The 18,062-nt window shown below is 69.3% G+C and carries 20 protein-coding genes and 1 riboswitch; of the genes, 8 read left to right on the forward strand and 12 right to left on the reverse strand.

Annotated elements, in window-relative coordinates:
* From DK368_RS19985 to DK368_RS20020, 8 genes are all read right to left on the reverse strand, one after another.
* Positions 1-114: S-adenosylmethionine synthetase N-terminal domain-containing protein (locus DK368_RS19985; RefSeq protein WP_155524654.1), on the reverse strand; the 114-nt coding region annotated here is incomplete at its 3' end.
* Positions 115-263: 149 nt separating this feature from the next.
* Positions 264-716 (reverse strand): helix-turn-helix domain-containing protein, encoded by a 453-nt coding sequence (locus tag DK368_RS19990; RefSeq protein ID WP_114395751.1) that lies wholly within the window; start codon positions 714-716, stop codon positions 264-266.
* A gap of 115 nt (positions 717-831) precedes the next feature.
* Complete coding sequence (lnt, locus tag DK368_RS19995; RefSeq protein WP_114395752.1) at positions 832-2,448, reverse strand: apolipoprotein N-acyltransferase; 1,617 nt, start codon at positions 2,446-2,448, stop codon at positions 832-834.
* Positions 2,449-2,498: 50 nt separating this feature from the next.
* Positions 2,499-3,425, reverse strand: coding sequence for a hemolysin family protein (locus tag DK368_RS20000; protein WP_114395753.1), 927 nt, complete (start codon positions 3,423-3,425; stop codon positions 2,499-2,501).
* Between the two features lie 2 nt (positions 3,426-3,427).
* Positions 3,428-4,141, reverse strand: coding sequence for an rRNA maturation RNase YbeY (gene ybeY, locus DK368_RS20005; RefSeq protein WP_114395754.1), 714 nt, complete (start codon positions 4,139-4,141; stop codon positions 3,428-3,430).
* Positions 4,138-5,166: a PhoH family protein gene (locus DK368_RS20010; protein WP_114395755.1), complete on the reverse strand. Its 1,029-nt coding sequence runs from the start codon at positions 5,164-5,166 to the stop codon at positions 4,138-4,140. Before DK368_RS20010 ends, ybeY begins: the two co-directional genes overlap by 4 nt.
* Entirely contained in the window at positions 5,163-6,569 is a 1,407-nt protein-coding gene (gene miaB / locus DK368_RS20015) for a tRNA (N6-isopentenyl adenosine(37)-C2)-methylthiotransferase MiaB (RefSeq protein WP_275668541.1), read from the reverse strand. The genes DK368_RS20010 and miaB overlap by 4 nt, the downstream gene beginning before the upstream one ends.
* A 174-nt stretch (positions 6,570-6,743) precedes the next feature.
* A complete protein-coding gene (locus tag DK368_RS20020) occupies positions 6,744-7,298 on the reverse strand; it encodes an invasion associated locus B family protein (RefSeq protein WP_240002587.1) in 555 nt (184 codons plus the stop codon).
* Positions 7,299-7,540: 242 nt separating this feature from the next.
* On the opposite strand from DK368_RS20020, the gene DK368_RS20025 reads away from it, so the two are divergent.
* Both DK368_RS20025 and DK368_RS20030 read left to right on the forward strand, forming a co-directional pair.
* The gene (locus DK368_RS20025) at positions 7,541-8,164 is read left to right on the forward strand and encodes a sigma-70 family RNA polymerase sigma factor (protein ID WP_114395756.1); all 624 of its coding nucleotides are present in this window, start codon (positions 7,541-7,543) and stop codon (positions 8,162-8,164) included.
* Positions 8,161-8,850, forward strand: a complete 690-nt coding sequence (locus DK368_RS20030) for a ChrR family anti-sigma-E factor (protein WP_114395757.1) — start codon at positions 8,161-8,163, stop codon at positions 8,848-8,850. Before DK368_RS20025 ends, DK368_RS20030 begins: the two co-directional genes overlap by 4 nt.
* A gap of 111 nt (positions 8,851-8,961) precedes the next feature.
* On the opposite strand, the gene DK368_RS20035 is transcribed toward DK368_RS20030, so the two are convergent.
* Positions 8,962-9,648, reverse strand: coding sequence for a Crp/Fnr family transcriptional regulator (locus DK368_RS20035; RefSeq protein WP_114395796.1), 687 nt, complete (start codon positions 9,646-9,648; stop codon positions 8,962-8,964).
* A 423-nt stretch (positions 9,649-10,071) separates the two neighbouring features.
* Here DK368_RS20035 and DK368_RS20040 point away from each other — a divergent pair, with 423 nt between their 5' ends.
* The 3 genes from DK368_RS20040 to DK368_RS20050 all read left to right on the forward strand — a co-directional run bounded on the left by DK368_RS20040 (position 10,072) and on the right by DK368_RS20050 (position 12,631).
* Positions 10,072-10,569, forward strand: a complete 498-nt coding sequence (locus tag DK368_RS20040; RefSeq protein ID WP_114395758.1) for a type III PLP-dependent enzyme domain-containing protein — start codon at positions 10,072-10,074, stop codon at positions 10,567-10,569.
* Between the two features lie 152 nt (positions 10,570-10,721).
* The gene (locus DK368_RS20045) at positions 10,722-11,981 is read left to right on the forward strand and encodes a class I SAM-dependent rRNA methyltransferase (protein WP_114395759.1); all 1,260 of its coding nucleotides are present in this window, start codon (positions 10,722-10,724) and stop codon (positions 11,979-11,981) included.
* 146 nt (positions 11,982-12,127) lie between these two features.
* Positions 12,128-12,631, forward strand: coding sequence for a glycoside hydrolase family 108 protein (locus DK368_RS20050; RefSeq protein ID WP_114395760.1), 504 nt, complete (start codon positions 12,128-12,130; stop codon positions 12,629-12,631).
* Between the two features lie 46 nt (positions 12,632-12,677).
* Here the strand turns inward: DK368_RS20050 and thiG are convergent, their stop codons facing one another.
* The 3 genes from thiG to thiO all read right to left on the reverse strand — a co-directional run bounded on the left by thiG (position 12,678) and on the right by thiO (position 14,942).
* On the reverse strand, positions 12,678-13,451 hold the full coding sequence (gene thiG, locus DK368_RS20055) for a thiazole synthase (RefSeq protein WP_114395761.1): 774 nt from the start codon (positions 13,449-13,451) through the stop codon (positions 12,678-12,680).
* Positions 13,452-13,584: 133 nt separating this feature from the next.
* On the reverse strand, positions 13,585-13,785 hold the full coding sequence (gene thiS, locus DK368_RS20060) for a sulfur carrier protein ThiS (protein ID WP_114395762.1): 201 nt from the start codon (positions 13,783-13,785) through the stop codon (positions 13,585-13,587).
* Entirely contained in the window at positions 13,782-14,942 is a 1,161-nt protein-coding gene (gene thiO / locus DK368_RS20065) for a glycine oxidase ThiO (RefSeq protein ID WP_114395763.1), read from the reverse strand. The genes thiS and thiO overlap by 4 nt, the downstream gene beginning before the upstream one ends.
* Positions 14,932-15,040: riboswitch (TPP riboswitch) on the reverse strand. Its footprint overlaps the gene before it by 11 nt.
* Positions 15,041-15,199: 159 nt before the next feature.
* Between thiO and DK368_RS20070 the strand changes: the two genes are divergently transcribed.
* The 3 genes from DK368_RS20070 to DK368_RS20080 all read left to right on the forward strand — a co-directional run bounded on the left by DK368_RS20070 (position 15,200) and on the right by DK368_RS20080 (position 18,052).
* A complete protein-coding gene (locus DK368_RS20070) occupies positions 15,200-15,637 on the forward strand; it encodes a hypothetical protein (RefSeq protein ID WP_114395764.1) in 438 nt (145 codons plus the stop codon).
* Between the two features lie 106 nt (positions 15,638-15,743).
* Positions 15,744-17,294 carry an alpha/beta fold hydrolase gene (locus tag DK368_RS20075; protein WP_162306118.1) on the forward strand — a complete coding sequence of 517 codons (1,551 nt, stop codon included), beginning with the start codon at positions 15,744-15,746 and terminating at the stop codon, positions 17,292-17,294.
* A gap of 44 nt (positions 17,295-17,338) precedes the next feature.
* Positions 17,339-18,052: an ABC transporter ATP-binding protein gene (locus DK368_RS20080; protein ID WP_114395766.1), complete on the forward strand. Its 714-nt coding sequence runs from the start codon at positions 17,339-17,341 to the stop codon at positions 18,050-18,052.
* Positions 18,053-18,062: the final 10 nt, after the last annotated feature.

Raw genomic sequence — 18,062 nt, forward strand, 5'->3', positions numbered from 1 at the left:
CGGGTCCTGCGCCAGGAACAGATCAACCACCGCATCGGAAATCCGGTCGCACACCTTGTCCGGATGACCTTCGGACACGGATTCACTGGTGAAAATGTAATTCTGCTTCGGCACGGGTCTAGCCTCGGATTGCTGAAGGATCGGCGCGTGATCCTGACACGGAAACACGCCGCCTGGGAGTGCCCGGGTGGCGTGTTTTCGCAAGCTTCCGTAAGCCGGTCAAGGGGCACCCCGGACGTATCGGGGTTGCCCTCTTGGCAGGGTCAGTGCGTATCCGAGGAGCTGGCGACGGCCTTGGTCAGCTCGAAAATGCGCTTGCGCACGGCCGGATCGGTGATCCGGTAGTAGGCGCGGACCAGTTCCAGTGTCTCGCGCTTGGCCATGGGATCAAGCTCGCCGGCCTCCGGCTCGCCGGCCGATTTGGCCTCGCCACGGGCCGGCTCGCCGGCCGGCATGTCGTCGAAGAAGAACGACACCGGCACGTCCAGCACGCGGCTGAGATCGAACAGGCGCGACGCGCCGATGCGGTTGGCCCCGCGCTCATACTTCTGGACCTGCTGGAACGTCAGGCCGATGGCCTCGCCCAGCTTCTCCTGGCTCATCCCCAGCAGAGTGCGGCGCAGCCGCACGCGCGATCCCACATGAATATCGACGGGGTTGGGCTTGCCCAGGCGCGGGCGCCCGCCACCGCGGCGGACACGGACTTCAGTCTCCATGGATTCAACCTCCAGTAAGGTAACCTGGGCCGATATTGTACATACGCACGTATGTCGTCAAGAACCCGGCCTCTATGCTTCCGTATGGTTGCAGACCCACCCACCCAGGGGGGTCTTACACCCGGCGGGATGGAAAACCAACAGCCGCCAACACGACCAAGAGTGCTACAACCAACAGCTGGTTACCATATGTGCTAAAGGGTGGTATTGCGAGAGCGGGTCGCGGCAACTGTGCGTCGATAATGCCGCTCTTTCCCAGATCTAGCCGCGCTGTTACCCGGCCATAGGCATCCACCACCCCGGAGATGCCGGTATTGGCTGCCCGCACCAGTGGCAGCCCCTCCTCGATGGCCCGCATGCGGGTGATGGCGAAATGCTGATGCGGTCCTGCCGTCTGCCCGTACCAGGCGTCATTGGTCAGGTTCAGCAGCCAGGACGGCCGCGGTTGCTCCGTCCCGGCGGCGGGGATGACGGCGCCGGGGAAGATGACCTCGTAGCAGATCAGCGGGCTGACCGGCGGCAGGCCCGGCAGCAGCAGGGTCCGCGGCCCCGGCCCCGCCGTCATGTCGGCGGCGGAGGGGGCGATGGTGGCCACCGCCCCCACGGGCAGCCAGCGCCGGAACGGCATGTACTCGCCGAACGGCACCAGATGCGCCTTGTCGAAGACATCGACGGTGCGCCCGGCGGCGTCCACTGCCACCAGGCTGTTGGCGTAGTGCTGCTCGCCATCCGGGCCGGCATAGACGCGCGGCGCCCCGGTCAGCACCAGCCCGCCCGGCGGGGCGACACTGCCGACGGCGCGGTTCAGCTGGATATCCCGGCCCATGAACCAGGGCACGGCCGTTTCCGGCCAGATGACATGGGTCACCGTGTCCCAGCCCGGCGCCGTCGACAGGTCGAGATGCTTCTGGAAATTGGCCATCACCGCGCCCCGGTCCCATTTCAGGGTCTGGGGAATGGCCGCCTGCACCAGGCGCAGTTTCACCCCGTCGACGAAACGCCCCTCGGTACCGCCGAGCCGCACCGCGCCCCAGGCCGCCACCGCGGCCAGCACGGCCAGCCCGGCCGCCGGCACCAGCCAGCGCCGCGGCCGCCCCTCCGCCAGCACCACCGGCAGGGCGGCGATGCACACGGTCAGCAGCGAGAGACCATAGACCCCGACGACGGAGGCCAGTTGCGCCACCGGCAGCAGGTCGGTCCAGACATAGCCGATGAGGTTCCAGGGGAAGCCGGTGAAGAGATGGCCGCGGGCCAGTTCCAGCACCGTCCACAGCAGGCCCAGGGCCAGGGCTTCACGCGCGCCACACAGGCCGAACCGCTGCCGGGCCCAGCGATGCGCCATCGTTGCGATCCCGGTATAGACCGCCAGCAGCGCCGGCAGACCGCAGACGGCAAAGGGCAGGACCGGCCAGAACTTGCCGATATCGACGAACAGGGCGACGCTGATCCAGTAGAGACCGACCAGATGATGGCCGAAGCCGAAGGCCCAGCCGGTCCAGAAAGCCTGGGCCGGCGTGCCCGTTCCCCGCAGCAGCCACAGCAGGACGGGAAAGGTCAGCCAGAGCACCGGGATCAGATCGGCCGGCGGCAGGGCCAGCGTGGTCACGGCGCCGGCCAGGGCCGCGGCACCCAGCCGCTGCCAGCGGCCAAGCCCTGCCAATGTCGCGGCCAGGCGAAGCGGGCGCCCGGTTCCCGTGGAACCGGTCCCGGAACGAAGGATCTGTTGGGTCACCGTCGGAGGTCCGGCTCTTTGGTTTGCGGCGGGTTTACCGGCGGGCCGCGTCAGGCGCCAGCATGCCGGACTTCACCGCCATGCATGGGTTGAGGCAGGTTGCGCACACGCAGCCGCTTGATCCGCCGCGGGTCGGCGTCCATCACCTCGAACTCCAGGCCCGAGGGATGGGTCAGCACCTCGCCGCGCGGCGGAACCCGGCCGGCCATGGAGAAGACCAGGCCGCCCAGCGTGTCCACATCCTCCAGATCGTCGGCATCGAACACGCGCCCGACCTGGGCCTCGAATTCCTCGATCGGGATGCGGGCATCGGCGATCAGGCTGCCGTCGGGGCGGGGCTGCAGCCGGGGAGATTCCTCCTCGTCATGCTCGTCCTCGATCTCGCCGACGATCTCCTCGACCAGATCCTCGATGCTGATCAGCCCGTCGATACCGCCGAACTCGTCCACCACCAGGGCCAGATGCTGGCGGGCCTGCCGCATCTTCAGCAGCAGATCCAGCACCGGCATGCTGGGGGCGACGATCAGAACCTCGCGCGTCAGCGCGGCCAGATCATAGGGCTGCTTTCCCGCCACGCAGGCCAGCACGTCCTTGATATGGACCATGCCGATGACGTCATCCAGCGTCTCGCGGTAGACCGGCATGCGGCTGTGCGCCTCTTCGGCGAAGCGCGCGATCAGGTCGGTCAGGCTGATGTCGGCCGGTACGGCCACGATGTCGGCCCGGGGCACCATGGCGTCGACCACGGTGCGCTTCCTGAGCTTCAGGATATTGGCCAGCAGCGTCCGCTCGCCCTCCGCCATGGAGGTTTCGGCGCCGTCCCGCTCCTCGATCATCTCGGCGATGGTTTCGCGCAGCGTGTCACCGCCGCGAACGCCGAGAATGGACCGCAGCCATCCGCGGAACTGCTGGGTAATGGATCCTTGTTCTTCGGCCCCGTCTTCGCGGGGCGATCGACTGTCGCTGAGGTCGGCCATCATCATGTCTGGGGTGGAAGGGGACCCGCATCGTCCCCGGGATCGTCGGGCGCGCGCGGCCGCCCGCCGGCGGGGTCGCGTCCAACATAGGGATCGGGAATGCCGAGCCCTGACAGAATTTCCGTTTCGAGGCGTTCCATGATCTCGGCCTCGTCATCGTCGATGTGATCATAGCCCAACAGGTGCAGCACACCATGCGCAACCAGATGGGTCAGATGGCTGGCCAGGGGCTTGCCCTGCTCCGCCGCCTCCCGCTCCACCGTCTGGAAGGCCAGGATCACGTCGCCCAACAATACAGGAACCGGGGACGACGGCGACAGGAAATCACCGTCCGTCATGCAATCTTCGCCGTCTGCGCCAGCTCCCCCATCGGCATCGTCACCGTCGGCATCGTCCCACGCCTCCCCGCGATCAGGGCCGGGGCTGGGGCCGGGGCCGGGATCGTCGGCATGGATGGCGAAGGACAGCACGTTGGTGGGCTTGTCCTTGCCGCGATAGGTGCGGTTCAGTTCCTGCACCAGCGCATCGTCGGCCAGCACGATCGACAGCTCCGCCGGCCCCTGCGGGACACCGTCGGCCCTGGCCAGGGCGGCCGCGGCGGCGCGCAGGCACAGCTCCTCCACCGCCGGCAGCCGGTCTTCCCAGGCCCCCTCCTCGATGGAGACCAGGATGTCCACGCCCTCGCCGTTCGGGGCCGGGTCTTCCGGGACGCTCATGCCCCTCTCTCCGCTGCCTTCTCTGCCGCCTGGGCGCGGCCGGCCGCGTCATAGGCGCGGACGATGCGCCCCACCAGCGGATGGCGCACCACGTCGGCCTCGGTGAAATGCACGAAGCCGACCCCCTCGACCCCCTGGAGGATGCGCAGCGCATCCTTGAGGCCGGAGATCTGCCCCGACGGCAGGTCGATCTGGGTGATGTCGCCGGTGATGGCCATGCGGCTGCCCTCGCCCAGGCGGGTGAGGAACATCTTCATCTGCATGGCCGTGGTGTTCTGCGCCTCGTCCAGGATGACGAAGGCGCTGGACAGGGTGCGGCCGCGCATGAAGGCCAGCGGCGCCACCTCGATGACCCCGGTCTCCAGCCGCTTCTGCACCTGATCGCCCGGCATCATGTCATAGAGCGCGTCATAGAGCGGGCGCAGATAGGGATCGACCTTGTCCTTGAGGTCGCCGGGCAGGAAGCCCAGCCGTTCCCCCGCCTCGACCGCCGGGCGGGACAGGATGATGCGGTCGACCTTGCCCTGCATCAGCAGGCTGACGGCCTGGGCCACGGCCAGATAGGTCTTGCCGGTGCCGGCCGGCCCCAGCCCGAACACCAGCTCGTTGGCGGCCAGCGCGTCGAGATAGGCGGCCTGGGTGGCCGAGCGTGGGGCGATGACCCGCCGCTTGGTGCGCAGGGCGCCGCGCGGATCGGACAGCTGCGACAGGGCCTGCCCGCGCAAGGAGGCATCGTTGCTCATGGACATGCGGATGGCGGCGTCCACCTCGGCCGGGCCGACCTCCAGCCCCGCTTTCAGCCGGTCCCACAGCGCATCGAACACCGAGCGCGCGGCCTCGGCCCCGTCCTCGCTGCCGGCGATGGTCAGCTGGTTCCCGCGCGAGATCAGACTGACGCCCAGCGTCTTCTCCACGCGGGCCAGATACTGCTCATGCTCGCCGAACAGCAGCGGCAACAGGCGGTTGTCGTCGAAACGCAGGTCGATCCGGCGGTCCCCCGAAGGGGCGGGCTGGGCCGTGCTCAAACCTGCGCCTCCATCGCCGCAAGGCCGGCCGGCGCGGCGGGCGCATGCACGCTTTCGCTGGTCACCACCTCCGCCGCCAGACTGTTGGCATGGGCCTCGGTGATGCGCACCGGCACCACCCGGCCCAGCAGCCGCTCCGGCGCCAGGGCATGGACGGCCTGCATGAAGGGGCTGCGGCCCAGCAACTGGCCCGGCTTCTTGCCGATCCGGTCGAACAGCACGGTCTGGACCGTGCCGACCGTGGCCGCGTTGAAGCCCACCTGCTGCGCGTTCAACAGCTGCTGCACGGCCTGCAGCCGCTCATCCTTCACCGTCTCCGGCACCTGCCTGCCCTCCATGCCGGCGGCGGGGGTGCCGGGGCGGGCGCTGTATTTGAAGCTGTAGGCCTGGGCATAGCCGATGTCGGTGACCAGCCGCAGCGTTTCGGCAAAGTCCTGGTCGGTCTCCCCGGGGAAGCCGACGATGAAATCGCTGGACAGGGCCAGGTCCGGCCGGGCGGCGCGCATGCGCTCCACCACGCGGCGATAATCGTCGGCGCTGTGCTTGCGGTTCATGGCCGCCAGGATGCGGTCGCTGCCCGACTGCACCGGCAGATGCACGAAGGGCATCAGCTGCGGCAGGTCGCCATGGGCGGCGATGAGATCGTCATCCATGTCGCGCGGGTGGCTGGTGGTGTAGCGGATGCGCTCCAGCCCGTCGATGGCCGCCAGTTCGCGCACCAGCCGGCCCAGGCCCCAGACACGGCCATCCGCGCCCTCGCCATGATAGGCGTTGACGTTCTGGCCCAGCAGCGTCAGCTCCACCACGCCCTGGTCCACCAGCCGCCGGGCCTCGGCCAGGACCTGGGACACGGGGCGGGAATATTCGGCGCCCCGGGTATAGGGCACCACGCAGAAGGTGCAGAACTTGTCGCAGCCCTCCTGCACGCTGAGGAAGGCGCTGGGGCCGCCGGGGCGGCCCGCCTCTTCCGGCAGCAGGTCGAATTTGCTCTCGGCCGGGAAGTCGATATTGATGACGCCGCCGGCGCCACGCACGGCGCGGGTCACCATCTCCGGCAACTGGTGATAGGTCTGCGGCCCGAACACCATGTCGACGAAGGGCGCGCGCATCATGATCTCGGCGCCCTCGGCCTGGGCCACGCAGCCGGCCACGGCCAGGACCATGCGCCCGCCCTGGGATGCCTTGTCCTTCTGCAACAGGCGCAGACGGCCCAGATCGGAATAGACCTTCTCCGCCGCCTTCTCGCGGATATGGCAGGTGTTGAGGATGACCATGTCGGCGCCGTCGGGCGCCTCGGCGGGTTCATAGCCCAGCGGCGCCAGGACATCGGCCATGCGGCCGCTGTCATAGACATTCATCTGGCAGCCATAGGTCTTGATGAAGAGCTTCTTCTTCGTCGCCAACGCCGTTCCCTGATCAGGGCCTTTCCAACGCCAAAGGCGCACCTCTGGCTCTGTCCGCCGGTGCGCCCGCGGGAAACATAAGCGAGCCGGCCGCCTAGTCAACCGCGACAAACGGTGAAGGTTGCAGGGCGCCCGTGCGTTGCCGTTCTGCGCCGGCCCGCCCGGTACCGCTGGTCAGGGGCCGATGCCGCAGGCCCTGCTCATGGCCTGATAGGCGGCCCCCGATCCGGCCAGGCTGTAGGTGTCGCTGGTCCTGCTGCCGCGGCTGGTGGTGGCGGTCACCACCATGGTGCTGCCATGGCGGATGGCCTGCGACACCGCCTGGTCCGTCTGGGCATCGCGGGCCCAGGCGGTATCGCCGTCGCCCACAAGCGTGAAGCTCTCCCGGCCCACCTTCAGCGTCACCGGCTTGTCCTTGTCATAGGTGTAGCCGCCGAGGACGCTGATGACATCCAGTGCCTTCTCCGCCGGGCGGTGGGTGACCAGTGCGAACACCTCCCCCCGTTTGGCCGGGTCGCCGCTCTGGGATTTCGGCCGGCTGGCCATCCAGCAGGCCTTGGTTCCATCGGCTTCCGTCAGCTGGAAGGCGCTCCAGTCGCGGAAACTGCCGAGCAGCACCGGCTCCGCCGCTGCCGCATTGGCGGCGGCCGGCAGAAGGGGGGCCAGCAGAGCGGGGGAAAGACCAAGGGCCAGCACGGGAAGCACGGCCTTGGGAAAGCGCAGGGTCATGGCCACGGAATCCTGGGACTGCCTGACGAAGGATCGGGATGCAGCATAATCCCCGGAGATTGCGGGAACGGAAAGGGCCGGGCGAGGGCGAGAAAAAAATCTGGGAAAAAAGCAGGCCCGGGTGATCCAAGCGGGCCGGGCCGCCGTATCAGTTTGCGATGGTAGACATGGCCCTCTATAGTCCGCTGCAAGTCGGACAGCTCCTGCGGGATGCCGCTCCGGCGTCGCCGCGACGGGGTGCCATGGCCGGACCGCCCATCAGTTCCGCCGCCTCCGCGGCCGGCGAAGACCGGGCCGGGACCGGCCGCTCCGCCGAAAGCGCCCCAGAAAGCGCCGATGCGCTGCTGTTGCGCGTGGGGCGGGAGCGCGACCGCCGTGCCTTCGTCGCCTTGTTCCATCTGTTCGCGCCCCGGCTCAAGGCCTTCCTCTGCCGTGGGTCCCTGGATGCCGGCCTGGCAGAGGAGATCATCCAGGAGGTCATGGTCGTTGTCTGGCGCAAGGCCGGCAGTTTCGACCCGGCGCGCGCCTCGGCCGCCACCTGGATCTACACCATCGCCCGCAACCGGCGGATCGACCGGCTGCGGCAGGAGCGCCGCCCGGAGATCGACCCGGACGATCCCGCCCTGGTGCCGGAACCGGAGGATGCCGCGGATTTCGCCCTGATGCGCGAGGATGACCGGACCCGCCTGCATCAGGCCATCGACCAGTTGCCCCCCGACCAGTCAGATCTGTTGAGAATGGCCTATTTCGAGGACAAACCCCACAGCGCCATCGCCGCGGAACGCCAGCTGCCGCTGGGCACGGTGAAGTCACGCCTGAGGCTGGCGCTGGTGCGTCTGCGCACGCTGCTGGGAGACGAGGCATGACCCCGTCGCACCATCCCGTCCGTGATCTGCTGCTGGCCTATGCCGCCGGGACACTGCCGGAGGCCGCCGGACTTGCTGTGGCCACGCACCTGGCGCTCTGTCCGCTGTGCCGGGCCGAGGTGCGGCGGCTGGAAGCGCTGGGGGGAACCCTGCTGGAACAGGAGACGACGGCACCGGTCAGTGATGGTCTGCTCGATGCCATTCTGGCGCAGATCGAGGAACCGGCGCCATTGTCGCTTCCCCTTCTCGGCCCAAAGCCGCGGGCGAGCGCCGGCAGTCCGGCATTGCCGGAACCATTGCGCAGCTATGTGGGCGGCGATCTGGACGGGGTACAGTGGAAGCCCGTGGTGCGCGGTCTGGATGAGGCGCCGGTGCGCGTCGGCGGTGCGGCTGCGGCCGACGCCGCCACGGGGGGGACGCGGGTACGGTTGATGCGGGTGCGCAGTGGCGTGGCCATGCCACGCCACACGCATCACGGCACGGAGATGACCCTGGTGCTGGCCGGCGGTTTCTCCGACCAGACCGGCCATTATCTGCGTGGCGATTTCACATTGACCGACACCAGCGTCGATCACCAGCCCACGGCCGATCCCGACGGGGACTGCATCTGTCTGGCCGTCACCGACGCCCCGTTGCGGCTGACCGGGCCGCTGGGGCGTCTGCTCAATCCCTTTGTCCGGTTCTGACCGTTGGTCCGGTTCTGGGTCCGGCCTGGAGGCCATTTCCGAAGGGTGCCCCGATGACAGAGGCCTCAGCACGGCGGGAAGCGGATATGCCGACGGCCCCGACCGGGCGGCTCAGGCGCCTTCGGCCTGATCCAGCAGATCGTCCATGTCGTGGATCTGGACCTTGCTGCCCTCCAGCAGGCTGATGACGCGGCTGGTCTTCAGCTGGGTGAAGGTGCGGCTGACGGTTTCCGTGGTCAGGCCGAGATAGTCGGCGATGTCGGCCCGGCTCATCGGCACATGCACCGGGTTCTCCTTGTGCCCGCGGCGCTGGGCACGCTGGGACAGCATCAGCAGGAAGGAGCAGATCTTTTCCTTGGCCGTCTTGCGGCCCAGCAGCAGCATCTGGTCCTGCGCCGCCGCCAGCTCGTTCGACGCCATGGAGAACAGGCGCCGCTGCATCTTGGGGAATTCCTCCAGCAGCGCTTCCATGCGCTTGCGCGGGAAGCGGCACAGGGTCACCGGCGTCACCGCCTCGGCCGAGTAGGCATAGACCTCATTGACCGACAGCCCCATGAAATCGCCTGGCAGCAGGAAACCGGTGATCTGCCGCCGTCCGTCGGGCAGCAGCTTGTAGAGCTTCATGGTCCCGGCGGTGACATTGTAGAGCGTGTCGGCCTTGTCGCCCTCGGCGAACAGGGTATGCCCGGCCTCATAGCGGACCGTCTGCAGGATCTCGGCCAAACGTCGCAGCTCTTCAGCCTCCAGGGCGGCGCAAACAGTCAAGGACCGGACCGGACATGCCCCGCATGGGTTCATCTCGGCCGGGGCACTGACATCGCGGACACGACCCATATCGAATGGAGGCATAGGCGACTCCCATACATCTTTACCAGACCGCCCACGCACGGGGCACGCCGGTTGGCAGGTTAATCATGCGCCCAAAACCGCGTTTCCGCAATGCGCAAGCCCAAAACTGCCCCAGATCGGAAGCAAAGGCCATCGCAGCGCTACGTTTTACATGTATGCGACCGATACATACAGCGGTTGGAATGTCCGCCAGACTGATCAGATCTGGCTTATATCCCAGGGCACAGGATCTTCTGCGTTTCACTCCATCTTTCGGCTGAACCGAAAGGCGGAGCACTCGTCAGGACGAGAACACGGCTGCTTGATCCAGGTCAAGGCGGCTTGTGAGCATGTGGTCCAAGGTCGCAGCTTGACGAGTGCCGGATTTTTCCCATGCCCGACAGTTTCCTGACCAAGCCGCTGGACCCGCGCCGGATCGACCAGGCGTTTCCAGTGGTTCAGGCCGCTTTTCCCGATGTGGATGTGGATCGCTGGCGCGCCTACGCCACGGAAATGATTGGTGCGCCGCTTCCGCGCGGCAACAATGTCATTCAGCTGCCGACTCCGCGGCAGTCTGGAATCATCGTGGCCAAGCTGGGCCACGGCTACATCCATGGCCTGTTTTCCTATACCGTCGTTCCGAACCTGTGGCACAGCCGGGCCTTGCAGGTGGATCTGATGGTGGCGCTGGACCTGTTCGACCCCGTGGCCGCCGCAGAATGCCTGCTGGTGGAGATGGAGCGGCTGGCCCGGGTGCTGCGCTGCGACGCCATCCATCTGGCCCTGCCGGAACGGCTGCAGCCCGAAACCAGGGGCCGCATCCAGGAGATGGGCCACCGGATCGAAGGGGTGCGCTTCTGCAAGCCGATGACCGTGGAACTGGCGGACTGAACGGGCCGGTCAAGACCGTGACCGCCGGGGTATGGCTTCCGGCGCGTGACGGCCGGCCACTCACAGGTGGCGTGCGTCCGGTGCCGCATGCAGGGCCGCCCCTCTGCGGCTGACCGTTGCGCCGCGCCGCGGAGCGGCTATCTTCCCCGGCCATGAGCGACATCACCCCCCCGCCGGGCCCGGTCACGGGCTCCCCCGCCGGCAGCGCACCGGCCGATACCGATCTCGGCCGCCTGCCCACCATCCGTCTGCAGCCAAGCCGCCACAAGCGGGTCCAGCATGGCCATCCCTGGGTCTATTCCAACGAGGTGGAAATGGACAAGGCGGCCAAGGGGCTGCCGGCCGGATCGGTGGTGAAGCTTGTCGATGCCGGTGGCAGCGCCCTGGGGCTGGCCACCTTCAATCCGCACACGCTGATCGCCGCCCGACTGCTGACCCGCGACCTGTCGGAGCGGGTGGATACCGGTTTCTTCGTCAGGCGCCTGCGCCGGGCGGTGGAGATCCGCGACCGTCTGTTCGACCGGCCCTTCTACCGGCTGATCCATGCCGAAAGCGACGGGCTGCCGGCCCTGATCATCGACCGCTATGGCGATGTGGTCGTCGTACAGGCCAACACCGTGGCCATGGACCGGCGCCTGGGCATGATCCTGGCGGCATTGGACGAGGTGCTGGACCCGCGCGCCATCGTGCTGCGCAATGACAGCGCCGCCCGCTCCTATGAGGGGCTGCCGGAGGAGGTGCGCGTCGCCAAGGGCACGGTCGAGGGCCTGGTCCCGGTGGAGGAGAATGGTGCCACCTTCTTCGCCGACCTGTCGGAAGGCCAGAAGACCGGCTGGTTCTTCGACCAGCGCGACAACCGCGCCTTCATCGCCAATCTGTGCCGGGGCAAGTCGGTCGTCGATTTCTACACCTATGCCGGCGGTTTCGGCGTGCTGGCGGCCAAGCGTGGCGCCAGCCATGTGACCCTGGTGGACCGGTCGGCCCTGTCGCTGTCCATCGCCATGAAGGCGGCGGAGGCCAATGGCGTGGCCGACCGTGTGGACGCGGCCAAGGGCGACGCCTTCAACCTGATGGATCAGTGGGTGGCCGAGGGCCGCAGCTTCGAGGTGGTCATCGCCGACCCGCCGGCCTTCGTGAAATCGCGCAAGGATCTGGCCGTGGGCAGCCGCGCCTATCGGCGCATGACCAAGGCCGCGGCCAGGCTGGTGGCGCCGGGCGGCATGCTGCTGGTGGCCAGCTGCTCCCACAATATGGAGCCGTCCCTGTTCCACCAGGAGGTGGCCCGCGGCATCGGCGAGGCCGGGCGCCAGGGCCGCATCCTGCGCTTCGCCGGCGCCGGCCCGGACCATCCGGTGCATCCGCTGCTGCCGGAGACCCAGTATCTCAAGGCCATGGTCCTGGCCATGGATTGAGGCGGGCCATCCGTGCGCGACAGGGGACGAGGCCGGGGTGACCCGGCCTTTTCTTTTTGCTATCCCTGCGTGTCGTACTCCCCTGGGATACAACGCAGGGCTATACTCCCGGCCCGACGTTCTGGTGATCGGGAGGAGATCCGGGGATGGACATTATCGAGCGTGTGCTGCAGTCCGAAGGCGGCTTCGTCAACCACCCCGCCGACAAGGGTGGCGCCACCAATTTCGGCATCACCGCCGCCCGGCTGGGCGAATGGCGCAAGCTCGGCCGCCCGGCCGCGGCGGCCGAGGTCCAGGCCCTGACCCGGGACGAGGCGCGGCAGATCTACCAGGCCTGGTACGTCACCCAGCCGAAGTTCGACCGTATCAGCGACGATTATCTGCGCACGGTCGTGGTGGATAGCGGCGTGCTCTACGGCACCGGCCGCGCCGCCCGCTGGCTGCAGGAGGCGCTGGGGGTCACCGCCGATGGTGTCATCGGCCAGCAGACCCTGGCGGCCCTGACCGCCCAGAATCCCGGCACCGTGGCCCGCCGCGTCCTGGCCCTGCGCGTCAAGCGCATCGGCCAGGTCGTCAGCGCCGACCCGTCGCAGCTGGTCTTCCTCGCCGGCTGGCTGAACCGCACGGCCGACCTGCTGGCCGAGGCCTGATGGTCCAGACCTGAAGGTCCTCCCGGCCGGGGCGGGTGGGCGGGGTTCAGCCGCCGATCAGACCCAGTTCCGGGCTCGACGCCTCGGCGCGGTGGCGCTGGGGGATGCGTCCGGCCCGACGGGCCAGCCGCCCGCCCTCCACCCCGGCCCGCATGGCGGCGGCCATGCGCACGGGGTCGATGCTCTTCGATACGGCGGTGTTCAGCAGCACGGCATCGCAGCCCAGCTCCATGGCGCGGGCGGCGTCGCTGGCGGTGCCGATGCCGGCATCCAGCACCACCGGCACCGGGCTGCGGGCGCAGACCATCTCGATATTGTAGGGGTTGAGGATGCCCAGGCCGGTGCCGATGGGCGCCCCCAGCGGCATGACGGCGGCACAGCCCACATCGGCCAGCCGCTGACAGACCACATGGTCGTCGGTGCAATAGGGCAGAACGGTGAAGCCGTCGCGCACCAGCTCGTCCGCCGCCCGCAGCAACTGCTCCACGTCGGGGTACAGCGTCTCGCGGTCGCCGATGATCTCCAGCTTGATCCAGCTGGTGCCCATGGCCTCGCGGGCCAGCTGGGCCGTCAGCACGGCATCCTTGACCGTGGCGCAGCCGGCGGTGTTGGGCAGCAGCCAGACCTTGCCGGCCACCAGATCGAGCAACCCCTCGCCATGGCCGGTCAGGTCGGCGCGGCGGATGGAGACGGTCAGCACCTCGGCGCCGCTGGCGGCCAGCGAGTCGAGGAAGACCTGCTGGTTGGGATAGCCGGCGGAGCCCAGGAACAGGCGCGAGCCGAAGGATTTGCCGGCGATGGTCAGGACATCGTTGGTCATGATGGACCTCTGAAAGGGGGCGGCCGCCAGCGGCGGCCAACCCGGTGTTCCCTGTGGAAACAGCGATGGATGTGAAACAGCGGTGGGAGCGGTTCGGTCGGCGCCGGGACGGGGCGGGGTGAAGGCAGGGGCATCAGCCCCCTTGCAGCACCTTCACCACCTCCACCGTGTCGCCATCGGCCAGGGCCGTCTCCGTCCAGCGGGCGCGGGGCACGACGCCGCCATTGACGGCCACGGCGATGCCGCGGCTGTCCAGGCCGTAGCCCAGCTCGGCCAGCAGAGCCAGCAGTGGACCGGGCGCCCGGCCGCTGTCCTTGCCGTTGACCCGGATCATGCCGCCACCGCCTTGGCGAAACGGTCCAGCCCGAACCCGGCGATGCGCGGGTCGACGCGGCCGGACAGGACCAGGTCGACGATGGTCTCCGCCGTCACCGGGGCCAGCAGGATGCCGTTGCGGTGGTGGCCGGTGGCCAGCACCAGCCCGTCCACCGCCGAGACCGGACCCAGCACCGGGGCGTCGTCGCGGCAGCCCGGGCGGAATCCGCACCAGGTCTCGGTCACCGGCAGCTCCTCGACGCCGGGCAGGACGCGCCAGGCCGCGTCCAGCAGCGCCAGCATGCCGCCGGCGGTCAGCTGGTCGTCCCAGCCCTTCTCCTCGGTGGTGCCGCCGATGATCAGGGTGCCGTCCAGCCGCGGCACCAGATAGCCCTTCGGCCCCCAGACCACATGGCGCAGCAGCGGCCGGGCCGGGTCCATGGCCACCGACAGCATCTGCCCCTTGACCGGGCGCACCGGCGGCACGGCGGCCGCGGGCAGGCCCCCGACCAGCTTCGACCAGGCCCCGGCTGCCAGCACCACCACATCGGTCGCGATCTCCCGGCCGCCCACCACCAGACCGCGCGCCCGGCCGGCTTCGACCAGAACGGCATCGACCTTGGCCTGTTCGTGCAGGGTGCCGCCGGCCCGGGTCAGGGCCACGCGCAGGGCGGCCATCACCGCCCGGTTGTTGACCTGGATGTCCTCCGGGCTCCAGACGGCGGCGGCCGTGCGCGGGTTCAGGAACGGCTCGCGCTCCTTGGCCTGGGCCCCGGTCAGCCAGGTCAGCGGCAGCCCCTGGCCGGCCTGGAAGCCATAGGTGTTGCGCAGCATCTCCACATCGTCGCGGGTCAGGGCCACGACCATGGTGCCTTCGCGGCGCAGCTCCACCGGCAGGCCGCTGGCGGCCTCCAGTGCGGCGGCGAAGCCGGGCCACAGGCTGGCGCTGTCGCGGCAGAGCGGCACCAGCGGCTCCTCACCGGGTTCGACCTCGACATTGGCGGCCAGCATGCCGGCGGCGGCGCGGCTGGCGCCATGGCCGGCGCGGCCCTGCTCATAGACGGCCACGCGGCAGCCGGCCTCGGCCAGCCGCCAGCCGATCGACAGGCCGATGATGCCGGCGCCGATGACGGCGACGGACGGACGGGATACGGGTGTGGATTCGGATAAGGACATTCAGCCTCCCTTCGCCGGCATGATCCGGATCAGGTTCGACGGGTGTGATCTCAGCCGGCCGGTCCTTGCAGGAACCGCCGGCACCCCGGGTGGATATGGACGGCCAGTCTTGAACCGGGTGTCCGCCGATTGCAAGGCCGACATGGCCGATGCGACCTTCCCGCCGCATGTAAAGCCTGCTTGACAATGTAAAAGATGCTTGTCATTTATCCCGTCATGATCGGTTCGGCGACCGACACGAACAACCGGGGGGTGGGATGGCGGAGATCTCCTATGGCGGGTTGTGGCTGCGCTGGTCATCCCTGACACCTGTCGACAAGCGGGATTTCGTCCTGTCGATGGTCCTGGCCAGCCTCAGCGGGATGCTGGTCGGCCTGCACGGACCGGGCCTGAGCCCCTCCGAACCGGCACCGATCTGGTTCGCACTGTCGCCGCTGCCGCCGGGGCTGCTGTCGGCCTGGCTCTATTACCGCCTGGTCCGGCGCCAGGACGAACTGTTCCGGACGGTCAACCGCATGGGGCTGTGGGGTGGGCTTCTGGCCATGCTGGCCGTGATCCTGCCGGCCGGTCTGCTGGAACGGGCCGGTGCGATGGAGGCGCCCTTCGCCTGGTGGGGGATCCTCGCCTTTGTTGTCGGCGCCCTGGTCGGCACCTGCTTCGGTGCCTGGAAATATGTGGGATGGAAAACCGACTGACCGCGCGGCCGGACGGGCAGCCGTCCATCGGGGCGGCGGCGTGTGCGCATGCCGTGCAGAGGCAGGGACCGGGCAAAGACCCGGCCCGGGAAAAGGAGACATGAGGGTGATCGGATCCCAGGACCCGCATCAACGTTCCGGCCGCACCGGGCGCCAGGCCCGAGCGGGCCGGCTCCGCGCCGCCCTGCTGGCCGCCGGCCTGGTGCTGGCCGGCCTGCCGGCCCCGGCCCAGACCACGCCGCCGCCGGATCACGCCGCCGCCTCGTCGCCGCGGCCAGCCGGGACGCCCTGCCATGTCAAGGGATTGTCCGATCGGGCGCTGTGCTATCGCGTGCCGGTGCCGCTGGACCGGGCCGATCCGGCGGCGGGCACCCTGTCGCTGCAGGTGGCGGTGCTGCCGGCGCGGGCGGCCAGGCCCGCCGCCTCGCCCCTGGTGGTGCTTCCCGGCGGGCCCGGGCAGGCCGCCGGCGATGCCGGGCCGCTGATCGCCCAGGCCCTGGCCGAGGTGCGGGAAACCCGCGACATCCTGCTGATGGATGCCCGCGGCACCGGGCAGAGCCATCCCTTGCGCTGCCGCCATGATCCGGACGGGGAGGACGGGCTATCGGCCCTGGGGCTCACCGCGGCGCAGTCGGCCGATCACATCCTGGCCTGCCGGGCCGCCTGGGACCTGGATCTGCGCCGGGTCACCACCCCCGATGTGGTGGAGGATCTGGAAGCCGTGCGCCAGGCGCTCGGCTATCCCGCCCTGGACCTCTGGGGCGTGTCCTGGGGGACGCGGGTGGCGCTGCTCTACAGCAAGGCCCATCCGGCGGCGGTGCGCAGCATGGTGCTGGACGGGGTGGCCCCGCCCAATGTCCGCCTGTTCCTGGAGGAGTCGCGTGCGGCCGATGCCGCCCTGCGCGCCTATCTGCGCGCCTGTGCCGCCGATGCCGGCTGCGCCGCGGCCTTTCCCGACCTCGAAGCCCGGCTGGAGGCCTATCTGGCGGGGCTGGACAGCGGTGCCAGCGCCCGCACGGTCCAGCCGGTGCGGGGGACAACCGCCCCGGTGCCGCTGACCCGTGACGGGGTGGTCCAGGCCATCCGCGCCGCCCTCTATACGCCCGACAGCGGTGTGCGCCTGCCCTATGTCCTGGACCGGCTGATCCGGGGCGATGCCACCGCCTTCCTCGCCCTGTCGATGGGCGGGGCCGGGATGTTGGAGGAAACCATGCATCTCGGCGTCACGCTCGGCTCGCTCTGCCGGGAAGAGGTGCAGCGGACCCCGGCGGCGGACGTGGCGGCGGCCGATGCCGGCAGCTTCACCCGCGACAGCTGGTACCGGGCCTGGGCCGAGGCCTGCACCACGCTGCCGGTCGAGCCGTTGCCGGCCGGCTATGACAGTCCGGCCACGGCCGATGTGCCGGTGCTGCTGCTGTCGGGCGGGCTGGACCCGGTGACCCCGCCGGCCTCGGCCGAGCAGGCCGCCCGGCATCTGCCGCGGGCCAGGCATCTGGTCGCCCCCTTCTCCGGTCACAATGTCACCGGCTTCGGCTGCGCCAAGGACCTCATCGCCGATTTCGTGGCGGCGGGCAGCGCCGAGGGGCTGAACCCGGCCTGCCTGTCGGAGCGGGGGCTGCCGCCCTTCCAACTGACCGACATGGGGCCGGCGCCCTGAGCCTCCGCCCCTCTCCCAGACCCCTGGCCGACAGGACCGTTCCCATGTTGCAGGTCGAGAATCTCTGCAAATCCTACGGCGCCGTGCGTGCGCTGGCCGGGATGAGCTTCACCGCCCTGGACGGGCAGATCACCACGCTGCTGGGCGCCAACGGATCCGGCAAGACCAGCACGCTGCGCTGCCTTGTCGGGCTGGTGCGGCCGGACACCGGCCGGGTGCTGGTGGACGGCATCGCGGTGGAGCGGGACGCCAAGGCCGCCCGCCGCCGGCTGGGCTGGTTTCCCGACAGCTTCGGTCTTTATCCCCGCCTGACGGTGCGGGAACATCTGCGCTATTTCGGCCGCCTGCACGGGCTGGCCGGCCCGGCGCTGGAGGCGGCCATCACCGGCGCCATCGCCACCCTGGCCCTGGACGATATCGCCGACCGCCGCACCGACGGCTTCTCCACCGGCCAGAGCATGAAGGTGGCCCTGGCCCGTGCCCTGGTGCATGCACCACAGAATCTGGTGCTGGACGAGCCGACCCGCGGCCTGGACATCATGAGCGTGCGCCTGCTGCGCGAAACCCTGCGCCGGCTGAAGGCGGAGGGGCGCTGCATCCTGCTGTCCAGCCATGTGCTGGCCGAGGTGGAGAGCCTGTCCGACCGGGTGGTCTGCGTCGCCGCCGGCCGCACCGTGGCCGATGGCTCCCCGGCGGAGCTGATGCGGCAGACCGGGACGGCGTCACTGGAGGACGCCTTTGTCCGCCTGGTCGCCTGAACCGATTTTC

Source organism: Oleisolibacter albus, assembly GCF_003336875.1.
GTDB lineage: Bacteria > Pseudomonadota > Alphaproteobacteria > Azospirillales > Azospirillaceae > Niveispirillum > Niveispirillum album.

What these genes read in the sequence shown, in the direction of transcription:
- DK368_RS19990 (WP_114395751.1), bottom strand. Translation starts at nt 716, where the DNA reads ATGGAGACTGAAGTCCGTGTCCGCCGCGGTGGCGGGCGCCCGCGCCTG.
- DK368_RS20000 (WP_114395753.1), bottom strand. Translation starts at nt 3,425, where the DNA reads ATGGCCGACCTCAGCGACAGTCGATCGCCCCGCGAAGACGGGGCCGAA.
- ybeY (WP_114395754.1), bottom strand. Translation starts at nt 4,141, where the DNA reads ATGAGCGTCCCGGAAGACCCGGCCCCGAACGGCGAGGGCGTGGACATC.
- DK368_RS20020 (WP_240002587.1), bottom strand. Translation starts at nt 7,298, where the DNA reads ATGACCCTGCGCTTTCCCAAGGCCGTGCTTCCCGTGCTGGCCCTTGGT.
- DK368_RS20025 (WP_114395756.1), top strand. Translation starts at nt 7,541, where the DNA reads ATGGCCGGACCGCCCATCAGTTCCGCCGCCTCCGCGGCCGGCGAAGAC.
- DK368_RS20030 (WP_114395757.1), top strand. Translation starts at nt 8,161, where the DNA reads ATGACCCCGTCGCACCATCCCGTCCGTGATCTGCTGCTGGCCTATGCC.
- DK368_RS20035 (WP_114395796.1), bottom strand. Translation starts at nt 9,648, where the DNA reads ATGAACCCATGCGGGGCATGTCCGGTCCGGTCCTTGACTGTTTGCGCC.
- DK368_RS20040 (WP_114395758.1), top strand. Translation starts at nt 10,072, where the DNA reads ATGCCCGACAGTTTCCTGACCAAGCCGCTGGACCCGCGCCGGATCGAC.
- DK368_RS20045 (WP_114395759.1), top strand. Translation starts at nt 10,722, where the DNA reads ATGAGCGACATCACCCCCCCGCCGGGCCCGGTCACGGGCTCCCCCGCC.
- DK368_RS20050 (WP_114395760.1), top strand. Translation starts at nt 12,128, where the DNA reads ATGGACATTATCGAGCGTGTGCTGCAGTCCGAAGGCGGCTTCGTCAAC.
- thiG (WP_114395761.1), bottom strand. Translation starts at nt 13,451, where the DNA reads ATGACCAACGATGTCCTGACCATCGCCGGCAAATCCTTCGGCTCGCGC.
- thiS (WP_114395762.1), bottom strand. Translation starts at nt 13,785, where the DNA reads ATGATCCGGGTCAACGGCAAGGACAGCGGCCGGGCGCCCGGTCCACTG.
- thiO (WP_114395763.1), bottom strand. Translation starts at nt 14,942, where the DNA reads ATGTCCTTATCCGAATCCACACCCGTATCCCGTCCGTCCGTCGCCGTC.
- DK368_RS20070 (WP_114395764.1), top strand. Translation starts at nt 15,200, where the DNA reads ATGGCGGAGATCTCCTATGGCGGGTTGTGGCTGCGCTGGTCATCCCTG.
- DK368_RS20080 (WP_114395766.1), top strand. Translation starts at nt 17,339, where the DNA reads ATGTTGCAGGTCGAGAATCTCTGCAAATCCTACGGCGCCGTGCGTGCG.